17 protein-coding genes are annotated in these 19,082 nt (G+C 70.5%); 9 read left to right on the top strand and 8 right to left on the bottom strand.

Annotation, left to right across the window (positions count from 1 at the left end; all coding sequences use genetic code 11):
- The first annotated feature begins 128 nt into the window (after nucleotides 1-128).
- Nucleotides 129-818: a TetR/AcrR family transcriptional regulator gene (locus tag ACFWV8_RS18245; RefSeq protein ID WP_384202996.1), complete on the top strand. Its 690-nt coding sequence runs from the start codon at nucleotides 129-131 to the stop codon at nucleotides 816-818.
- On the opposite strand, the gene ACFWV8_RS18240 is transcribed toward ACFWV8_RS18245, so the two are convergent.
- The gene (locus ACFWV8_RS18240; RefSeq protein WP_384202784.1) at nucleotides 778-3,294 is read right to left on the bottom strand and encodes an MMPL family transporter; all 2,517 of its coding nucleotides are present in this window, start codon (nucleotides 3,292-3,294) and stop codon (nucleotides 778-780) included. The two genes, ACFWV8_RS18245 and ACFWV8_RS18240, sit on opposite strands and share 41 nt — an antisense overlap.
- 246 nt (nucleotides 3,295-3,540) lie before the next feature.
- Between ACFWV8_RS18240 and ACFWV8_RS18235 the strand changes: the two genes are divergently transcribed.
- Together ACFWV8_RS18235 and ACFWV8_RS18230 are read left to right on the top strand one after the other, a co-directional pair.
- Complete coding sequence (locus ACFWV8_RS18235) at nucleotides 3,541-4,221, top strand: response regulator transcription factor (RefSeq protein ID WP_384202993.1); 681 nt, start codon at nucleotides 3,541-3,543, stop codon at nucleotides 4,219-4,221.
- Nucleotides 4,218-5,669, top strand: coding sequence for a sensor histidine kinase (locus ACFWV8_RS18230; protein ID WP_384202781.1), 1,452 nt, complete (start codon nucleotides 4,218-4,220; stop codon nucleotides 5,667-5,669). Before ACFWV8_RS18235 ends, ACFWV8_RS18230 begins: the two co-directional genes overlap by 4 nt.
- Before the next feature lie 21 nt (nucleotides 5,670-5,690).
- Here ACFWV8_RS18230 and ACFWV8_RS18225 read toward each other — a convergent pair whose 3' ends face one another.
- Both ACFWV8_RS18225 and ACFWV8_RS18220 read right to left on the bottom strand, forming a co-directional pair.
- Nucleotides 5,691-6,992: a metallophosphoesterase gene (locus tag ACFWV8_RS18225; protein ID WP_384202990.1), complete on the bottom strand. Its 1,302-nt coding sequence runs from the start codon at nucleotides 6,990-6,992 to the stop codon at nucleotides 5,691-5,693.
- A gap of 21 nt (nucleotides 6,993-7,013) precedes the next feature.
- Nucleotides 7,014-7,304, bottom strand: coding sequence for an SCO4848 family membrane protein (locus tag ACFWV8_RS18220; RefSeq protein WP_189107532.1), 291 nt, complete (start codon nucleotides 7,302-7,304; stop codon nucleotides 7,014-7,016).
- Nucleotides 7,305-7,485: 181 nt separating this feature from the next.
- Here ACFWV8_RS18220 and ACFWV8_RS18215 point away from each other — a divergent pair, with 181 nt between their 5' ends.
- On the top strand, nucleotides 7,486-8,784 hold the full coding sequence (locus ACFWV8_RS18215; protein WP_384202778.1) for a D-alanyl-D-alanine carboxypeptidase family protein: 1,299 nt from the start codon (nucleotides 7,486-7,488) through the stop codon (nucleotides 8,782-8,784).
- Here ACFWV8_RS18215 and ACFWV8_RS18210 read toward each other — a convergent pair.
- The gene (locus ACFWV8_RS18210; RefSeq protein ID WP_384202775.1) at nucleotides 8,762-9,736 is read right to left on the bottom strand and encodes a YihY/virulence factor BrkB family protein; all 975 of its coding nucleotides are present in this window, start codon (nucleotides 9,734-9,736) and stop codon (nucleotides 8,762-8,764) included. The two genes, ACFWV8_RS18215 and ACFWV8_RS18210, sit on opposite strands and share 23 nt — an antisense overlap.
- A gap of 166 nt (nucleotides 9,737-9,902) precedes the next feature.
- Here ACFWV8_RS18210 and ACFWV8_RS18205 point away from each other — a divergent pair, with 166 nt between their 5' ends.
- Nucleotides 9,903-11,333 (top strand): FAD-binding protein, encoded by a 1,431-nt coding sequence (locus tag ACFWV8_RS18205; protein ID WP_384202772.1) that lies wholly within the window; start codon nucleotides 9,903-9,905, stop codon nucleotides 11,331-11,333.
- Between the two features lie 92 nt (nucleotides 11,334-11,425).
- Nucleotides 11,426-12,181 carry a decaprenylphospho-beta-D-erythro-pentofuranosid-2-ulose 2-reductase gene (locus ACFWV8_RS18200; protein ID WP_384202769.1) on the top strand — a complete coding sequence of 252 codons (756 nt, stop codon included), beginning with the start codon at nucleotides 11,426-11,428 and terminating at the stop codon, nucleotides 12,179-12,181.
- 24 nt (nucleotides 12,182-12,205) lie between these two features.
- Here ACFWV8_RS18200 and ACFWV8_RS18195 read toward each other — a convergent pair whose 3' ends face one another.
- Together ACFWV8_RS18195 and trpS are read right to left on the bottom strand one after the other, a co-directional pair.
- Nucleotides 12,206-12,802 carry a 2'-5' RNA ligase family protein gene (locus ACFWV8_RS18195; protein WP_384202766.1) on the bottom strand — a complete coding sequence of 199 codons (597 nt, stop codon included), beginning with the start codon at nucleotides 12,800-12,802 and terminating at the stop codon, nucleotides 12,206-12,208.
- 225 nt (nucleotides 12,803-13,027) lie between these two features.
- The gene (trpS, locus tag ACFWV8_RS18190) at nucleotides 13,028-14,047 is read right to left on the bottom strand and encodes a tryptophan--tRNA ligase (protein ID WP_384202763.1); all 1,020 of its coding nucleotides are present in this window, start codon (nucleotides 14,045-14,047) and stop codon (nucleotides 13,028-13,030) included.
- Between the two features lie 240 nt (nucleotides 14,048-14,287).
- Between trpS and rocD the strand changes: the two genes are divergently transcribed.
- Entirely contained in the window at nucleotides 14,288-15,493 is a 1,206-nt protein-coding gene (rocD, locus tag ACFWV8_RS18185; protein WP_384202760.1) for an ornithine--oxo-acid transaminase, read from the top strand.
- A 53-nt stretch (nucleotides 15,494-15,546) separates the two neighbouring features.
- On the opposite strand, the gene ACFWV8_RS18180 is transcribed toward rocD, so the two are convergent.
- Nucleotides 15,547-16,728, bottom strand: coding sequence for a glutathionylspermidine synthase family protein (locus tag ACFWV8_RS18180; RefSeq protein ID WP_384202987.1), 1,182 nt, complete (start codon nucleotides 16,726-16,728; stop codon nucleotides 15,547-15,549).
- Between the two features lie 21 nt (nucleotides 16,729-16,749).
- Entirely contained in the window at nucleotides 16,750-17,031 is a 282-nt protein-coding gene (locus ACFWV8_RS18175; protein WP_384202758.1) for a hypothetical protein, read from the bottom strand.
- 131 nt (nucleotides 17,032-17,162) lie between these two features.
- Between ACFWV8_RS18175 and ACFWV8_RS18170 the strand changes: the two genes are divergently transcribed.
- Nucleotides 17,163-17,810 (top strand): CatB-related O-acetyltransferase, encoded by a 648-nt coding sequence (locus ACFWV8_RS18170; RefSeq protein ID WP_384202755.1) that lies wholly within the window; start codon nucleotides 17,163-17,165, stop codon nucleotides 17,808-17,810.
- A gap of 376 nt (nucleotides 17,811-18,186) precedes the next feature.
- On the top strand, nucleotides 18,187-18,990 hold the full coding sequence (locus tag ACFWV8_RS18165) for a DUF1996 domain-containing protein (protein ID WP_329392293.1): 804 nt from the start codon (nucleotides 18,187-18,189) through the stop codon (nucleotides 18,988-18,990).
- Nucleotides 18,991-19,082 lie beyond the last annotated feature (92 nt).

The raw sequence follows: 19,082 nt of genomic DNA, 5'->3' as shown, positions 1-19,082 counted from the left end.
CCCGACTCTTCCCGAAGAGACGGCGGACGGCATCATGTTGCGACGGGTGGTGCGGTGTGGCTCCACCGTTCAGGCCCGCCCGGCGCGAGGCGGCGACGGGCCCCGACGGACCGAAGGACAGAGACGACATCAAGGCTTCCCGGAGCGAGCAGACCCGCACACTCATCCTCGGAACCGCGCTGCGCCTCTTCGAGGAGAAGGGCTACGACCGGACGACCATGCGGTCCATCGCCCAGGAGGCCGGTGTCTCCGTCGGGAACGCGTATTACTACTTCTCCTCCAAAGAACATCTCGTCCAGGGCTTCTACGACCGCATAGCCGCCGAGCACGAGGCGGCCGTCAGGCCGGTCCTCGCGGACGAGACGGATCTGGCCGTCCGCCTGACGCGGGTCCTGCTGACCTGGCTGGACATCGCGGAGCCGTACCACCGCTTCGCCGCGCAGTTCTTCAAGAACGCCGCCGACCCCGACAGCCCGCTCAGCCCCTTCTCGCCAGATTCGGCCCCGGCCCGCGAGGCCGCCGTCGCCATCCACGAGCGGGTGCTCGCCGGCTCGTCGGCCCGGATCGACCCCCAGTTGGCGGAGCAGCTGCCGCATCTGCTGTGGCTGACGCAGATGGGTCTGGTCCTGTACTGGGTGTACGACCGTACGGAGGGCACCGGGCGCAGCCGCCGTCTGGTCGTGCGTGCCACGCCGGTCCTCGCGCGGGTGATAGCGCTCTCCCGGTACCGGCTGCTGCGTCCCGTCGTACGTCAACTCCACGAACTGCTGCTGGAGTTCATGCCGGGTGCGATGGTGACGCGGCCGGCGAAGGACTGAGCGTCAGGTCGTGGATCAGCGGCTCGGCGCCGACCAGGATGTGCCGGGTCCACGGTTCGTGCAGGTCGGAGGTCACGGCGAGCAAGTACGAGCCGCCGGCCGGGACGCTGAGGATGTACCCGCCGTCGGCGAGGGTCGCCACGCGGTCGAGCTGCCTGCCCGCGGGCGAGAGAAGGGTCAGTACGGCGTCGGCGACGGGCATGCCCTCGTCGTCGAGGACGAAGCCGTGTACGACGGTGGTGCCGCCGGAGACCACTGCCTTCTCCGTGCCCGTGCCGGGGTCCTCGGCCGTCGTACGCCGGGCCGCCTCGGGGGCTTCCGGGGCCTCCACCGCCAGGTGCGGCAACCGCTCCTCCAGCCGGCCCGGCAGCCACCAGTTGGCCTTTCCGAGCAGGTGCATCGCCGCCGGGACCAGCGCCGTACGCAGGACGAACGCGTCCAGCGCGACGGCGGCGGCCAGCCCGACGCCGGCCACGGCCCCCTCGGTGTCCCCGCTCAGTACGAACGCGCCGAAGACGCAGATCATGATGAGCGCGGCCGAGTTGATGACACGGCTGGTCTCGGCGAGCCCGACCCGTACCGCGCGGGCGTTGTCCTTCGTGTGCACCCACTCCTCGTGCATACGGCTGACGAGGAAGACCTGGTAGTCCATCGAGAGCCCGAAGAGCATCGACAGCATGATCACCGGCAGGAACGCGGTGATCGGGCCCTCCCTGCCGAAGCCGAGCAGCTCGGCACCCCAGCCCCACTGGAAGATCGCGACCAGCACCCCGAAGGACGCGGCGGCGGCGACCAGGTTCATGACGGCGGCCGTCAGAGGCACCACCACGGAGCGGAAGGCGAGGAGCAGCAGGAGAAAGCCGAGGCCGATGATCGTGGCGATGAACAGGGGCATCCGGTCGGCGGTGACCGAGGAGAAGTCCTTGAACACGGCGGTCACTCCCCCGACATGGACCTCCATGCCGGAGCCGGGGATGACGTCGTCGCGCAGCCGGTCGATCAGCTGGTCCGTCCGCACGTCCTGCGGCGAGGTGGTGGGGACGACCTGGACGACGGTCACGGGGACCTCCGAGCCGGCCGGGAGAGGCATGGCGGCGGCCATCGCCACGCCGTCGTCGGCGGCGACCCGTTCGACCAGCGCGTCCACGGCGGCTTTCACGTCCGGGTCGCCGGGGGCGCCGAGTGCGCCTGTCTCCGCAGCGAGTTGGAGCGGTCCGTTGAAGCCGGGGCCGAAGCCGTCGGCGAGCAGGTCGTACGCCTGCCGGGTGGTGCGGTCCTCGGGATGGTTGCCCTGGTCGGTCGCGCCGAGCCGCAGGGACAGGACCGGGATCGCCAGCGCGGCCATCAGGACGACCGCGACCGCCGCGACGGCCCTGGGGCGTTCCTGTACGGCGGCCGACCAGCGGGCCGCCGCGCCCTTCGCCTCGGCGGGCGCGGGTCCCTCGTCGGCGAGCCTGCGCCGCTGACGGGGGCTCAGCACCCGCTCGCCCAGGAGTGAGAGGAGCGCGGGCAGCAGGGTGATCGCGGCCAGCACGCTGAGGACGACGGTCAACGACGTGGCGACGACGACGCCTTCGAGGAAGCTCATCCGCGTCACGAGCATGCCGGCGAGTGCGACACAGACGGTGCCGCCCGCGAAGAGCACCGCGCGGCCCGCCGTGTTGAGCGCCTGGACGGCCGATTCCTCGGGTGATCTGCCGCCGAGCAGGGCTCTGCGGTGCCGGGTGACGATGAACAGCGCGTAGTCGATGCCGACCCCGAGGCCGATCAACGAGCCGAGCAGCGAGGCCACTTCGGGCACGTCGACGGCATGGCTCAGGAGCAGCGTCGACATGAGGCCCGTGCCGACGCCGAAGATCGCGACGGTGATCGGCAGCAGCATCGAGAAGAGCGAGCCGAAGGCCAGGAAGAGGACGACGCCCGCGGCGAGGATGCCGACCACCTCGGCGATACCGGTGGGCGGTGCGGAGATACGGGTGATGGCCTGCCCGCCGAGCTCGACCCGGAGCCCGGCGCGCTCGGCGCCCCGCGCGGTGTCCACGACGTCCTGGACGAGCTCTTTCGGTACGGCGTCGGCCTGTTGGGCGAAGGTCACCTGCGCGTACGCGGTCCGGCCGTCCTCGCTGATCCGCGCGGCGCCGCCGGGTCCGGGACCGTACGGCCCCGCGACATCGCCGACGCCGGGCAGGGAGCCGATGCGGTCGAGCGCGGGTTCGAGCCGGTCCCGTACGGAACTCATCCCGACGGCCCCCGAGTCGACGCGCCACACGACGTTGACCGTGTCACCCGCGCTCTCCGGGAAGACCTCGGCCATCCGGTCGTACGCGCGGGACGAGTCGGTGCCGGGGATGCCGAACGCGTTGGCGTAGTCGCCGCCCGCGGCGGTCCCGGCCACGCCGAGACCGGCCAGGGCCGACACCCACAGCGCCAGGACCAGCAGCTTGCGCCGGTAGCACCACCGTGCCCATGCCTCCACGATCTGTTCCTCCCGCTGATGGCCGGCCGCTTCGGACAGCTCCAGAATCGGGGGGCGGCACGGGCGGGGGCGGGGTCGGCGGCCCGACTCTCAAGGAACTCCAAGACGGCGCCCGGCGATCGGCGCGGGCGGCGTACGGATACTGGTGCCATGACGGATCCAGCCCAGACGGATGCCGGCGCGGCGGACGGTGGCACAAGAGACGGCGGTTCGCCGGACGGTGGCTCGCCGGACCCGGCGGCCACCGTGCTGCTCGTCGAGGACGAGCCGAGCATCGCCGACGTCCTGACCATCGCGCTGCGCTACCACAGGTTCGAGGTGGTGGTGGCGGGCTCGGTACGCGAGGCGGCGGAGGCCGTACGGCGCACGCGCCCCGACGTGGCGCTGCTCGACGTGATGCTCCCGGACGGCGACGGCCGCGACATCGCCCGCCAACTCCGGCTCTCCCGCCCGGAGATGGCGGTCGTCTTCCTCACCGCGCGGGACGCGCCCGCGGAGATCGTCGGCGGGCTGTCGCTCGGCGACGACTACATCACCAAGCCGTTCAACGTGGACGAGGTGGTCGCCCGGGTCCGCGCGGTGCTGCGCAGGACTCTGCCCGGGGACCGGATCGCGGTACGGCCGCCGCTGCGGTACGGCGATCTGGAGCTGGACGAGGCGACGTACACGGTGCGCAGGGCGGGGCGCGCGGTGGATCTGACCCCGACCGAGTACGCGCTGCTGAAGTTCCTGGTGCGCAACGCGGGTGCGGTGGTGACCAAGGAGCAGTTGCTGCGGCATGTGTGGCGGTACGAGCACGCGGCGGAGTCCACGGTGGTGGAGACCTACATCAGCTATCTGCGGCGCAAACTCGACCGGTACGGGCCGCCGTTGATCATGACGAGACGCGGGGTGGGCTACGGTCTCGCGAGCCCGGGTGCGTCGTGACGGGGCTTGGCGGGACGGCCCGGACCGGCCGTACGCATTCGCTGCGTACGAAGCTGACGCTGATCAATGTGGTGCTGCTCGCTCTGGGCATCACGATAGCGACGGCGGTCAGTCTCTTCGGTCTGCGGCACTATCTGCTCCAGGCCATCGACTCCGAACTGACCATGTCGCGAAACGGGTTGGAACGTACGGAGTTGACGGTCAGTCAGATCGAGTCGCTGAGCTCGCTCGCGACGATAGTGGAGAACATATCCCCGGGCCGGCGGGGCACGGGCATGCTGCCGGCCCCCGACTCGCTCTTCGTCCTCATCGACGCGGAGCGCCGGCCGATCAACTTCGCCGGGATCGAGGTGACCGGGCGGCAGCGCCAACTGGCGCGGGCGGTCAGCGATCCGACGGCGCTGAGCCGCGAGGCCGGGGTCCGCGAAGTGATGGTGGACGGCGAGCCGTACCGGGTGGTGGGAGCCCGTCTCAGCGACGGTTCGACCGTGCTGATGTCGACGTCCACGAAGGCGGTGCGGGAGAGCCTCTTTCTGGCGCTGAAGTTCGACACCGCGATCGGCGGTCTTCTGCTGGTGCTGCTCGCCCTGATCACGCTGATGGGCGCGAACCGTACGCTGCGGCCGCTCGGGGACATGGTCGAGACGGCGACGGCCATCGCCGAGGGCGACCTGACCCGCCGGGTCCCGGGCCGGCGCGACCCGGTCACCGAGATCGAGCAGCTCCGGCTCGCGCTCAACGCCATGCTCCAGCAGGTCGAGTCGGCGTACGTGACGCGCGAGCGCAGCGAGACGCAGCTGCGGCGGTTCGTCGCGGACGCGTCGCACGAGCTGCGTACGCCGCTGTCCGCGATCCGCGGCTACCTCCAGCTGTACGAGAAGGGCATGCTTGCCGAACCGGCGGAACGCACCCGCGCGCTCGCCCGGATGACCGGCGAGGCCGACCGGATGGGCCGGCTCGTCGACGAACTGCTCACCCTGGCGAGGCTGGACCAGCGACCGGTGCTGCGGCTGCGCCCGGTGGATCTGAGCCGGCTGGTCCGCGACGCTGCGGACGACCTGCGGGCGCAGCAGCCCGACCGGCCGCTCGACGTGGCGGCGGCGGGCTCGGTGCTGGTCCAGGCGGACGAGTCCGGGCTGCGGCAGGTCATCGGCAACCTGCTGGCGAACATCCGCACCCACACACCGCCCGAAGCCCCCGTCCGGGTGGAACTGGGCCGCTCGGACGAGGGCGTGGTGCGGCTGTGCGTCTCCGACGACGGCCCGGGGATGGCCCCCGAGGACGCGGACCGGATATTCGACCGCTTCTTCCGCGCGGGCGGCGGCGGCGCGGGCAGCGGCCTCGGCATGTCGATCGTCCACGCGGTGGTGCGCTCCCACGGCGGCGAGGTCTCGATCCGCACGTCCCCGGGAACGGGCCTTGCGGTGACGGTGACGCTGCCGAGATGAGGTGCGGGGCCGCCGGGTGGTCTAGGCCTGGCGGGAGGCCAGTTGGACGACCGTGACGTCCGAGGGGGCGCCCACCCGTACCGGCGGGCCCCACGCGCCCGCACCGCGTGTCACGTAGAGCGAGGTGTCGCCGTACTGTTCAAGACCCGCCAGGGTCGGGTTGGCGGCCTGGGCGATGTACGTCGCCGGCCACATCTGGCCGCCGTGCGTGTGGCCCGACAGTTGCAGGTCGACGCCGTGCTTCACCGCGTCGTGGATGACGACGGGCTGGTGCGCGAGGAGCACCGACGCGCGCGCCGGGTCGCGTCCGCCGAGCGCCTTCTTGAAGTCCGGGCCCTCGCCCTCCTCCTCGCCCGCGATGTCGTTGACGCCCGCCAGATCGAATCCGGCGATCTCCACGCGGGCGTTCTCCAGCGGGTGCACGCCCAACTCGCGTACGTGGTCGACCCATTCGCCCGCGTCGCCGAAGTACTCGTGGTTGCCGGTGACGAAGTACGACCCGTGCCGCGCCGTCAGCTGGGCCAGCGGCTCGGCCGCCGAGCCCAGGTCGGCGACGGTCCCGTCGACCAGGTCACCGACGATCGTGATGAGGTCGGGGTTGGTGGAGTTGATGGTGTCCACGACACGCTGCGCGTGCGCCCGGCCCAGCAGCGGGCTGAGGTGGATGTCGCTGACGACGGCGATCCGGTAGCCGTGCGCGGCGCGCGGCAGCTTCGCGAGCGGGACGGTGACGCGCTTGACGGTGGGGCCGCGCAGTACGTTCGCCGTGCCGTACCCGACCGTGGCGAGCGCCGCGGCGGCAGCGGCGCCGCCGACGACGCGGGAGACGAAGAGCCGCCGGGAGGGATCGGCGGCCGGAGCGGCCGGAGCGGTGTCGGTGGTGTCGGTACCCAGGCCGGCCGGGGTGCCCGTCCCGGCGCCCGCGCCCACGGTCACCGGCTCCTCGGCGGGCGCGGTCGCGGTCACCGGCGCGGTGGCCGTCGCCGTACCCCCCGCGGCTGCGGCCCTGCGGTCGAGCACCCGCCTCAGCAGCGGCCGTACGGCTTCGCCCACCAGCAGCGCCAGCAGCAGATACATCAGCGTCGCCAGCCACATGTACGCGGGCCAGCCGAGGATCTGCTTCAGGGAGAACGGCAGCGCCTCGCCCCGGCCCAGCCCCACACCGGCGACGGTCAGGACCGGCAGCAGAACCAGCACGGCGGTGCCGACCTTGCGGGCCGTACCCCCCGCGGCCGTCGTGTCGCGGACCAGGCGCCGCCATATGTAGTAATGCGCGCCCGCCACCAATGTGACAGCGACAAGCGCCATCAGGACTACCACCACGATCACGAGCCGATTCCCCTTTTATCCCTGTCGCTGTCTCTGTACTACGTGCTCGTCACCGCGTTCGTTCCTCAACTCGCCACGCCAGGCGCGGACTCCACGGAACCCCACCGCCCCCACCCCCGTCCCCAGAAGAAAGGACGTGATGGCGAGCAGCAGATGCACCCAGAAGTAACCCGTGGGGTCACCGGCGTCGTCGAAGGCGAGTCCGCTGCCGTCCTGCCACAGATTTTTGACGAAAGTGATCCAGATGAACCAACTCCACACCCCGAAGGCGAGCAGGAACCAGGACACGGGGCGGCTGAGCTTCATGGATCCAGTATCGCCGGAGCCCTCCCCACCGCTTCGCCGGGGGCGGCCCGGCCGGGAGGGCGGCGAGGCCGCCGAAACGGTGCCACGCGGGTGGCCGGAAAGTGCTCTGTCCCAGCGGTGGAGGCGGCCGGTCCGCCCGCCGGTGTTCGGATCACCCGTCAGGCCATGTACGTTTTCGACCGTGTCCGCACTGAGAAAGACCGCCTTGACGGTCCTTGCCGCCGCGTTGCTGCCCGTTCTGACCGCCGCGCCCGTTCTGGCGGACGACGCGAACGACGCGAACACGGAGAAGTCCGAGGACAAGCAGCCGAAGCCGCCGGCGGCGATGTCGACGGTCGGCGGCACTCTCCTCGGCAAACCCGGCACCCAGGTGAATCTCGCCCCCGGCGTGCCCGTGCTGCCGAAGAAGCTGACCGGCAGGTCCTGGATCGTCGCGGACGCCGAGAGCGGCGACGTCCTCGCCTCGCACAACGCGCACTGGCGGCTGCCGCCCGCGTCGACGCTCAAGATGCTGTTCGCGGACACGGTTCTGCCCGTACTGCCGAAGACCGAGTCCCGCAAGGTGACGCCCGAGGACCTGGCCGGCATCGGCGAGGGCAGCAGCCTGGTCGGCGTGAAGGAGAACAGCACGTACACCGTCCATGACCTGTGGATGGGTGTCTTCCTGCGCTCGGGCAACGACGCGGTGCACGTGCTGTCCCACATGAACGGCGGCGTCGGCAAGACGGTCGCCGACATGAACAAGCACGCGGCCGAGCTGAAGGCGCTCGACACGAATGTCGTCTCGCCGGACGGTTACGACGAGAAGGGGCAGGTCTCCAGCGCGTACGACCTCACCCTGATCGCCCGCTCCGGGCTGCAGAAGAAGGACTTCCGGGAGTACTCGTCGACGGTCCGGGTGCAGTTCCCGGGCGAGGAGAAGAAGCCGAAGAAGGGCAAGAAGGCCCCGAAGCGGGAGACGTTCGAGATCCAGAACACCAACCGGCTGCTGACCGGGGACTCCGGCCTCGACCCGTACAAGGGGATCGCCGGGGTCAAGAACGGCAACACCACCAACGCGGGCTCGACCTTCACCGGTGTCGCCGAGCGCGACGGCAGGGTCCTGCTGGTGACGGTCATGAACCCGTCCGAGGAGGAGGGTCTTGCGGTCTACCAGGAGACCGCCAGGCTGCTGGACTGGGGCTTCACCGCCGCCGGGAAGGTCGAGCCGATCGGCGAGCTGGTGAAGCCCGGACCGGCCGACGGCGGCTCCGACAAGGAGGCCGTCGGGGACGACTCGGGCGACAAGGACAAGGCCGGGGGCAGCGGCGGTACGGACCAGGCCGGGCTCGGCGACAAGGCTTCCGCGTCGGGGTCCAGCGGCATGGGGATCGCGGTGGCCATCGCGGGCGGCGCGCTGCTGCTGCTGGCGGCGGCCGTGTTCCTGGTCAACCGCCGCTGGCCGCTGCCGGACCTGGTCAAGCGCCTGCCGGGTCGCTAGTCCACCGCCGTATACGCGTCGCGCCGGGCGGCGGGGGGCCGCCCGCACTCGGCGCGTCCGCCGCCCCGTCCGCCGGTTCCGCCGGCTGCTCGTCCCCGCCCGGGTGGCTCGGTGTCGCCGTCCAGGCCGCGCAGAACAGCGTCAGCTTCGCCGTGAAGTTGATCCACAGCAGCAGCGCGACGGGCACCCCGAACGCGCCGTACATGCTCTTGCCCGCGACGTCCCGCACATAGCCGCCCAGCAGCAGCTTGAGCGCTTCGAAGCCGAGCGCGCCGATGACGGCGGCGACGATCAGCCGGCGCCGCGGCGGCCGTACGCCGGGCATCAGCGTCAGTACGTACACCAGGATCAGGAAGGCCGCGGCGGCGGCGAGCGCGATCGCCGCGATCTGGAGCAGGACATCGCCCACGCCGTCCTCCTTGATGCCGAGCTGATGGGCGGTCCAGCTGACGGCCGTGGAGCCGAGGGCCGACGCGCCGATCGAGACGAGACCGGTGACACCGAGGCCGACGAGGATGATCGCGTCCTTGCCCTTCTGCAGGAAGGGGTTGCCCTCGTTCACGTCGTCCAGCTCCCAGACGGCGCGCAGACACCCCCGCACCTGGCCGACCCAGCTGACGCCGGTGAACAGCAGCAGGGCGCCTGCCACCAGCCCCACCGTGCCCGCGTTCTGGACCAGTGAGTTGATGTCCAGCTGGTCGGAGATACCGGGTACCTGCTCGGTGATGTTGTGCTTGAGACGGTCGAGCTCGTCCGTGCTCAGCAGCGCGGCCCCGATCGCCGCGCCGACGGTGATCAGCGGGAAGAGCGCCAGGAAGCTGATGAAGGTGATCGCCGCCGCGAGCCTGGTCCAGTGGGTGCGTTCGAGGGTCTCGAAGGAACGCCAGGCGTGGGTCAGCATCAGCCTGGCCACGAGGGGGCCGACGACGGGGAGTTTTTTCAGCCAGTCCATGACGGAGACCTGCCCTCGGATCGGAGAACCAACGGTCAGGTACCCCGAAAGCCGGTCCTCACGTCATCGTTCACCGACACCCACCCAACCACCCATTCATACGAGTACAGCGGCAAATACGGCTTACAACGCAAAGAATGACGTTTAGGGCGATACCGTCTCGACCATGCCTGCCGAGATCGCCGACCCTGTCACCGGCTGGGGCCGTACCGCCCCCACGGCCGCCGCCCGTCTCGTACGGCCGCGTTCTTATGAGGAGGCGGCCCGCGCCGTACGCGACTGCGGTACGCGCGGCGGCATCCCGCGCGGTCTCGGCCGCGCGTACGGCGACGCGGCGCAGAACGCGGGCGGCTCCCTCATCGACATGACCGCCCTGGACCGCGTCCTGTCCGTCGACGCCGAGGCCGGGATCGTCGAGTGCGAGGCGGGGATCAGTCTGCACCGGCTGATGGAAGTGCTGCTGCCGCTGGGCTGGTTCGTGCCGGTGACGCCCGGGACCCGCCATGTCACGGTCGGCGGGGCGATCGGCTCCGACGTCCACGGCAGGAACCACCAGGTGTCGGGCGCGTTCTCCCGCCACGTGCTCTCCCTGGACCTGCTCACCGCCGACGGCGACGTGACGACGGTCGTCCCCGGCACGCCCCTGTTCGACGCGACGGCGGGCGGTATGGGGCTGACGGGAGTGATCCTCAGCGCGACGTTCCGGCTGCACCCCGTCGAGACCTCCCTGATGTCCGTCGACACCGAACGCGCCACGGACCTCGACGATCTGATGGACCGTCTCACCACGTCCGGCCGGCACCACCGCTACTCGGTCGCCTGGATCGATCTGCTCGCCGGCGGCTCCTCCTTGGGACGCTCGGTCCTCACGCACGGCGAACACACGACACTTGACGCGCTGTCCGCGCATGCCGCGCGGGGACGCGGCGGCCTGGGCGGCTGGGGTGGCTGGGGCGAGTGGGGCAGCCGTGGGGCGGCGGCGCGGGCCCGCAGACAGCCGCTCGCCTTCCGGCCCGGACAGCTGCCCGGCGCGCCCTCCTACGTAGCCCAGGGGCTGCTGGGGCGGACGACGGCCGGGCTCTTCAACGAGCTCTGGTACCGCGGGGCGGGGCGCGCGCGGACCGGTGAACTCCAGCGCATCTCGGCCTTCTTCCACCCACTGGACGGGGTCCCCCATTGGAACCGTCTGTACGGACGCGGCGGCTTCGTCCGGTACCAGTTCGTCGTCGGACACGGCCAGGAGGAGGCGCTGATCCGGATCGTGCGGCGCATCGTCCGGCGCGGCTGTCCCGCCCCGCTCGCCGTACTCAAGCGGTTCGGCGCGGGCGATCCCGGCTGGCTCTCCTTCCCCATGGCCGGCTGGACCCTCTCGCTGGACGTCCCCGCCGACCGGACCGGTCTTGGGCCCTTCCTCGACGAGCTGGACGAGGACGTCGCCGCCGCCGGGGGCCGGGTCTGCCTCGCGAAGGACTCGCGGCTGCGGCCCGAACTGCTGGCCGCGATGTATCCGCGGCTGGACGAGTTCCGGGCGCTGCGGGCCGAACTCGACCCGCGCGCGGTCTTCGTCTCCGATCTCTCCCGCCGGCTCTCGATCTGACGCCCCGGACCCCCGAATCCAGCCGGCCCTCCGACCCCACTGATCCGTCCGTGGCCCTCGCCCCGCACCCTCGCTGCAAGGAGCACCGCACCATGAAGGACGCCTTCGGCATTCCGCAGTCCCTGCTCGTCCTCGGCGGGACGTCCGAGATCGCGCTGGCCACGGCGCGCCGGCTGATCGCGCGCCGTACGCGTACGGTCTGGCTGGCCGGCCGCGCCTCGGCCGCGCTCGACGCCGCCGCCGGCCATCTCCGCGCCCAGGGCGCGGACGTCCGCACCGTCGACTTCGACGCGCTCGACCCGGCCTCGCACGCCGAGGTGCTGGGCAAGGTCTTCGCGGAGGGCGACATCGACATGACGCTGCTCGCCTTCGGCGTACTCGGCGACCAGGCGCACGACGAGGCGGATCCGGCCTCCGCCGTCAGGGTCGCGCAGACCAACTACACGGGGGCGGTCTCGGCCGGTCTGGTGTGCGCGGCGGCGATGCAGACGCAGGGGCACGGTTCGCTGGTGGTGCTGTCGTCGGTGGCCGGTGAGCGGGCGCGGCGCGCCAATTTCATCTACGGGTCGAGCAAGGCGGGCCTGGACGCGTTCGCGCAGGGGCTCGGGGACGCGATGTACGGCACCGGGGTGCACGTGATGGTCGTGCGGCCCGGCTTCGTACGGACGAGGACGACGGCGGGGCGGGAGGAGACGCCGCTGGCCACGACCCCGGAGGCGGTCGCTGTGGCCGTGGAGCTGGGGCTGCGGCGGCGCTCGGAGACGGTGTGGGTGCCGGGGGCGCTGAGGGTGGCGATGTCGCTGGTGAGGCATCTGCCGAGGTCGCTCTTCCGGCGGCTGCCGGTCTGACGGCCTTCTTCAGGAGGGCGCCGGCTACTGCCGCAGGGACGAGGTCGCGGGCAGATCGACGGGGGTGCTCTGCGAGGGCACTCCCGAGATCTCCGTACCGCCCCCGAAGGCGTACTCATGCAGCATGCGCCACACGCCGTCGGCGCCCTGCTCGTAGAGCCCGAAGGACGCGCAGCTCCAGCGGGCGGTGTAGTCGGCCAGCTCCTCGTACGCCCGGTCCATCGCCTCCTCGGAGATGCCGTGCGCCACGGTCACATGGGGGTGGTACGGGAACTGGAGCTCCCGCACCAGCGGCCCCGACGCGTCCCTGACCCGCTTCTGGAGCCAGGTGCACGCCGCGGCACCCTCGACGACCTGGACGAAGACCACCGGCGACAGCGGGCGGAAGGTGCCCGTGCCGTAGAGCCGCATCGGGAAGGGGCGGCCCGCCGTGGCGACCGAGGCGAGGTGGGCCTCGATGGTGGGCAGCGTCGCGGCGTCGACCTCGGTCGGCGGCAGGAGCGTGACGTGGGTGGGAATGCCGTGCGCGGCGGGATCGCCGAAGCCCGCGCGGCGCTCCTGGAGCAGGCTGCCGTACGGCTCCGGGACCGCGATCGAAACGCCGAGCGTTACGGTCCCCACGTCGTTCTCCTCAGTCCTTGTGTGCGAGTGGTGCGTGCTGCGTGTGTCCTGCCCGGTGCGGCGGTGCGGCGTGGCCGATTCCGTCCCTGCGTCAGTGTGACGCTCGTACCGCCCGGCTGGCCAGGGTCCTTGGTCAGCAGTACGCGGGCGGCCCGGATGCGGTAAGGGGCCGGGCGGCCGACCGGGGCGGGCGGACCGGTCCCGGCCCGCCCGCCCCGGAGGGTTTCAGTGCTTGGCGGGCAGGAAGCCGATCCGGTCGTACGCCTGGGCGAGGGTCTCCGCGGCGACCGCGCGGGCCTTCTCCGCGCCGGCGGCCAGGATCGAGTCCAGCGTCTCGGGATCGTCCAGATATTCCTGGGTACGGCTCCGGAACGGTGTGACGAAGTCGACCATGACATCGGCCAGGTCCACCTTCAGGGCGCCGTATCCCTTGCCCTCGTACCGCTGCTCAAGATCCGCGATGCCCGCGCCCGTGAGGGTGGAGTAGATCGTGAGGAGGTTGCTGATGCCCGGCTTGGCCTGGGCGTCGAAACGGATCTCGGTGCCCGTGTCGGTGACGGCGCTCTTGATCTTCTTCGCCGTGGCCTTGGGGTCGTCGAGCAGGTTGACCAGGCCCTTCGGCGTGGACGCGGACTTGCTCATCTTGATCGACGGGTCCTGGAGGTCGTAGATCTTCGCGACCTCCTTGACGATGTGCGGCTTCGGGATCGTGAACGTACTCCCGAAGCGGCTGTTGAACCGCTCGGCGAGGTCACGTGTCAGCTCGACGTGCTGGCGCTGGTCCTCGCCGACGGGGACCGAGTCCGCCTGGTAGAGGAGGATGTCGGCGACCTGGAGGATCGGATAGGTGAAGAGTCCGACGGTCGCGCGGTCGGCGCCCTGCTTCGCCGACTTGTCCTTGAACTGCGTCATCCGGGAGGCCTCGCCGAAGCCCGTCAGACAGTTCATCACCCAGCCGAGCTGGGCGTGTTCGGGCACATGGCTCTGGATGAACAGGGTGCAGCGCTGGGGGTCGAGACCCGCGGCGAGGAGCTGCGCGGCGGCGAGCCTGGTGTTGGAGCGCAGGTCGGCGGGTTCCTGCGGCATGGTGATCGCGTGCAGGTCCACGACCATGTAGAACGCGTCGTGGGTTTCTTGCAGCGCCACATACTGCCTGATCGCACCGAGGTAGTTCCCGAGATGGAACGAGCCTGCGGTGGGCTGGATACCGGAGAGCGCGCGAGGACGAGTGGCCATGCTGAACATTCTCTCAGGTGGCGCCGTCAGGTCGGGAACGGATCTCCGGTGAGCGGTGTGTCAAAGGCGTGATCACACGGGAGGTGGCACGGCCCCCGGACGCGTGATCCGACCGGCCCCGCTCCTGGGGTTGTCTCCCAGGCCACGCCGGGGGCAAGGTTTCTTCGTCCACACTGGCGAGTGACCATAGAAACAGGGGCATCACCCCCGCCCCGACCGGATGGCTTGTCCCGACCGAACGGAGAACCCGTGGCGACAACGGAGAGTGCCATCGCCTCTGCGGAGGCGCACAGCGCGCACAACTACCACCCGCTGCCCGTCGTCGTCGCCTCGGCGGACGGCGCATGGATGACCGACGTCGAGGGACGCCGCTTCCTCGACATGCTCGCCGGCTACTCGGCGCTCAATTTCGGCCATGGCAACCGACGCCTGATCGACGCCGCCAAGGCCCAGCTGGAGCGGGTGACGCTCACCTCACGGGCGTTCCACCACGACCGGTTCGCCGACTTCTGCACCCAGCTCGCCGAGCTGTGCGGCATGGAGATGGTGCTGCCGATGAACACGGGCGCGGAGGCGGTGGAGACCGCCGTGAAGACGGCCCGCAAGTGGGGCTACCGGAGGAAGGGGGTGCCCGACGGAACCGCCAAGATCATCGTCGCGGCGGACAACTTCCACGGGCGTACGACCACGATCATCAGCTTCTCCACCGACGAGGAGGCCCGCGCGGACTACGGACCCTACACGCCGGGCTTCGAGATCGTTCCCTACGGGGATCTCGCCGCGCTCGACGCCGCCATGACGGACAACACCGTCGCCGTCCTGCTGGAGCCGATCCAGGGCGAGGCGGGGGTGCTGGTGCCGCCGCCTGGCTATCTCGCGGGGGTACGGGAGCTGACCCGGGCCCGGAATGTGCTGTTCATCGCCGACGAGATCCAGTCCGGTCTGGGCCGGACCGGAAAGACCTTCGCCTCCGAGCACGAGGGGGTGGTGCCCGACATGTATGTGCTGGGCAAGGCGCTCGGCGGCGGGGTCGTGCCGGTGTCGGCCGTGGTGTCGTCGGCCGAGATCCTCGGGGTGTTCCGGCCCGGGGAGCACGGCTCGACGTTCGGCGGGAATCCGCTGGCGTGTGCGGTGGGCCTTGAGGTGATCGCGATGCTCCGCTCCGGTGAGTACCAGCAGCGGGCGGCGGAGCTTGGTGATCATCTCCACCATGAGCTGGGGCTGATGACGACCGGCGGCGCGGTGGAGCGGGTGCGCGGCCGGGGGCTCTGGGCGGGCGTGGACATCGCTCCGTCGTACGGCACGGGCCGGGAGATCTCCGAGAAGCTGATGGACCGGGGGGTGCTGGTGAAGGACACCCACGGGTCGACGATCCGGATCGCCCCGCCGCTGGTGATCAGCAAGGAGGACCTGGACTGGGGCCTGGACCAGCTGCGGGCGGTCCTGACTCGCTAGGGTCTGTCCGGGCGATCTTCGCAGGGCTCGGAGAGAGATCGCCCGGACACGCCTCAGAGGATGACGTGCGGGAGGAAGCGCGCGTACTCGTCCGTGATCAGGCCCGACGATTCGCGGATGCCCAGGCCCGCCGCCTCGTTCTCGACGACCCAGGCGCCGAGTACGACGCGGTTGCCGTCGAAGTCGGGCAGTGGCGCCAACGCCTGGTAGCAGCAGGCCTCTTGGCGTACGACCGGGGCCTGGCCCGGCTCGTGGACGGTGACTCCGGCACCCTCGCGGCCGAGCAGGGGCTTGGAGACATAGCCTCCGTCGAGGGCGAGTTCACGCGGTCCGTCGAGATAGGCGGGCAGCAGATTCGGGTGGTCCGGGTAGAGGTCCCAAAGGATGGCCAGCAGCGCCTTGTTGGAGAGCAGCATCTTCCAGGCGGGCTCTATCCAGCAGGTGCTGCCGGTGCCGCCGCCGTTGTCGAGCGTGTCGATGACCTGGGGGCCGAAGCGGTCCGTGGTCAGCCACTCCCACGGATACAGCTTGAAGCAGCTGCGGATGAACCGCAGCCGCTCGTCGACGAAACGGCCGGTCAGCTTGTCCCAGCCGATCTGTTCGACGGACAGCGCCTCGGTGTCGAGGCCGGCCTGCTGGGCCGTCTCGCGGAGATAGGCGACGGTCATCAGGTCCTCGCCCAGCTCGTCGCCGTCGGAGTGGGCGAAGTGCAGGGGGCCGGGGGGAAGGAGATGGGCCTGGCGGCGCCAGGCCTCGACGAGCCGTTCGTGGAGGGAGTTCCACTGGTCGGCGCCGGGGAAGCGTTCCTCCATCCAGAACCACTGGGGGCTGGCGGCCTCGACCAGGGAGGTGGGGGTGTCGGCGTTGTACTCCAGCATCTTGGCCGGTCCTGTGCCGTCGTAGCGGAGGTCGAACCGGCCGTAGATGGAGGGCAGTTCGTCCCTGCGGTGCCAGGACTCGGCGACCAGCGCGGCCACTCGGGGGTCGGTGATCCCGAGATCGGCGAAGCGGTCGTGTTCGACGATGTGCCCGGCGGCGGCGAGGCACATCGCGTGCAGCTCCTCGACCACGACTTCGAGGGCCTCGACCTCGGGGAGGGAGAAGACGTAGTAGGCGCTCTCGTCCCAGTACGGACGCAGGGAGTCGTCCGGGTAGCGGGTGAGCGGATAGACGAGACCCTGCTCCTCGACGGTCTGCTGCCAGCCGGGGCGCGGCTCCATGGTCCGGCGTTCCATCATGGCGCGGCCGACGCCCGCTCAGCCGCCGCCGGTGCCCGAGCAGCCGAAGCCGCCCCGGTCGACCGCCGACTTGTCGAAACTGCCGTCGTGGACACGGCCCTTGGTGCTCTTGCCGCCGTAGTAGTACGAGCCGTTGCCGTTGCTGTCGCAGTCGGACTTGGACAGTTCCTCATAGGTGTTCCGGTCGGCGCAGCGCCGGTCCGGTTCCGAGCCGCAGGACGTTATCGTCAGTGCGAGTATCCCCATGCCGCCGAGCACCACCGTGCTCGACCGCAGCCTGCGTTGTTTCGTTGCCGCCATGGCGCGCTGTCCTCCCCCGTCTGCGGGCCGATCCTTCGACCCGTCAGTCCCGTGCTCGCCGCACACCTTAGATGGCTGGCATCCGCACGGAACAGGGCGGTCCCTGAACTCTCCTCAACTACATTCCTTTCATGCCCTCCGCACCCGGCCGCCCCGCCGATCCGACCGTGCTCCACCCGATGCCCGGACAGTCGCGGGTGGTGCTGCTGAAACCGCTGATCACCTCCGAGTTGATCGAGGTCGGGGACTTCTCGTACTACGACGACCCGGACGAGCCGACGGCGTTCGAGACGCGGAACGTGCTGTACCACTACGGGCCGGAGAAGCTGGTCATCGGGAAGTACTGCGCGCTGGGCGAGGGGGTGCGGTTCATCATGAACGGCGCCAACCACCGTATGGACGGCCCTTCGACGTTCCCCTTCCCGATCATGGGCGGTTCGTGGAGCGAGCACTTCGATCTCATCACCGGACTGCCCGGCCGGGGTGACACGGTGGTGGGCAACGACGTGTGGTTCGGCTACCGCAGCATGGTGATGCCGGGTGTCCGGATCGGCCATGGAGCGGTGATCGCCTCGGGGGCGGTCGTCGTGGACGACGTACCGGACTACGGCATCGTCGGCGGCAATCCGGCCAGGCTCATCCGCCGCCGTCACGACGACGCGGACGTCGACCGGCTGCTGACGATCGCCTGGTGGGACTGGCCTCTCGACCACATCACCGCCCACCTGCGCACGATCATGTCGGGCAGCGTGGACGCGCTTGAGGCAGCCGCACCGTAAGTCGGTCCGTAAGTCGGTCCGGCACGGCCGGCGCGTCCGGCAGCGGCCCATATCCCCCATCTCGGGCGGGTCGCACAAGAGAGCGCTCTCCAACTTCGATCACCACCAACTCCCCTTGGTTTGCCGCTACTTGACCGGCCTTGCCGCATCTATTGACACCCCTTCGACTCGCTCTTACCTTCACGGCCAGAGAGCGCTCTCTGACACATCCAAGGAACTCCCCAATTCCTCCGATTGGAGTGCCGTGCTCCACAGACCCTTCCGCATCTCCGCCCGCGTCTCCTCCCCCACCCGTACCGGACGGCTGGCGTCCTGGCGCCGACGCGTCGTCGCCCTGGCCCTCGTCGCGCTCACCGCCTCGTTGCTCCAGGCCAACATGAGCAGCGCGAGCACCGGGTCCGACACCAAGGGCGCCGCCGTCGTCCGGGTGTCGGAATTCCTCGCCGAGTGCCCGTACAGCCACCGCCTCCCGGACGACCCGATCGTGTTCCCCGGGCTGCCCGGTGCCTCGCACATGCACAGCTTCTTCGGCAACGACACGACCAACGGCCGTTCCGACGTCAACAGCCTGGCGAACGGGCGCACCACCTGCTCGCCGCAGGAGGACCTCTCGTCGTACTGGGTACCGACCCTGTACGACGGCACGAAGGAGGTGGAGCCGACCGGCACCACCTTCTACTACCTGGGTGAAGGCGTACGCGACGACATCATCGCCCAGACGCAGCCGCTGCCGTACGGACTGCGGATCGTGGCGGGCAACGCCAAGGCGACCGGCCCCAACGACGACACGCGGGCGCGCTGGTCGTGTCTGCACCACGGCGAGGTCAACCCGTCGACCGACTTCGTCAACTGCCCCGCCGGCGCGATGCTGGAGTCGTATCTGGACTTCCCGCAGTGCTGGAACGGCCGTGACCTCGACTCGGCGGACCACAAGAGCCATATGTCGTACCCGGTGGCGGGCGCCTGCCCGTCGACCCACCCGGTGCCGGTGCCGAAGCTGCGGCAGGTGCTGAGGTATCCGGTCAACGGCGATCCGGCCCGCTTCTCGCTCGCGTCGGGCCGCGGCTACACGATGCACGGCGACTTCTTCAACGTCTGGCCCGTGGCGGAGATGGAGCGGCGCGTACGTGACTGCATCCGCCCGATCATCAAGTGCGGCGCCAACGGTCAGCCTTCCTGACCGGAGACCTGAACGGACAGACGGGACCGACCAGTTCGGTGTCCGGCCGGGGCCGCATCGCACCCCGGCCGGACCCCGGCGCCCTCTCCCCC

The sequence above is a fragment of the Streptomyces sp. NPDC058665 genome (assembly GCF_042714995.1).
Lineage (GTDB): Bacteria > Actinomycetota > Actinomycetes > Streptomycetales > Streptomycetaceae > Streptomyces.
This window is presented reverse-complemented; position numbering and strand designations above follow the sequence as displayed.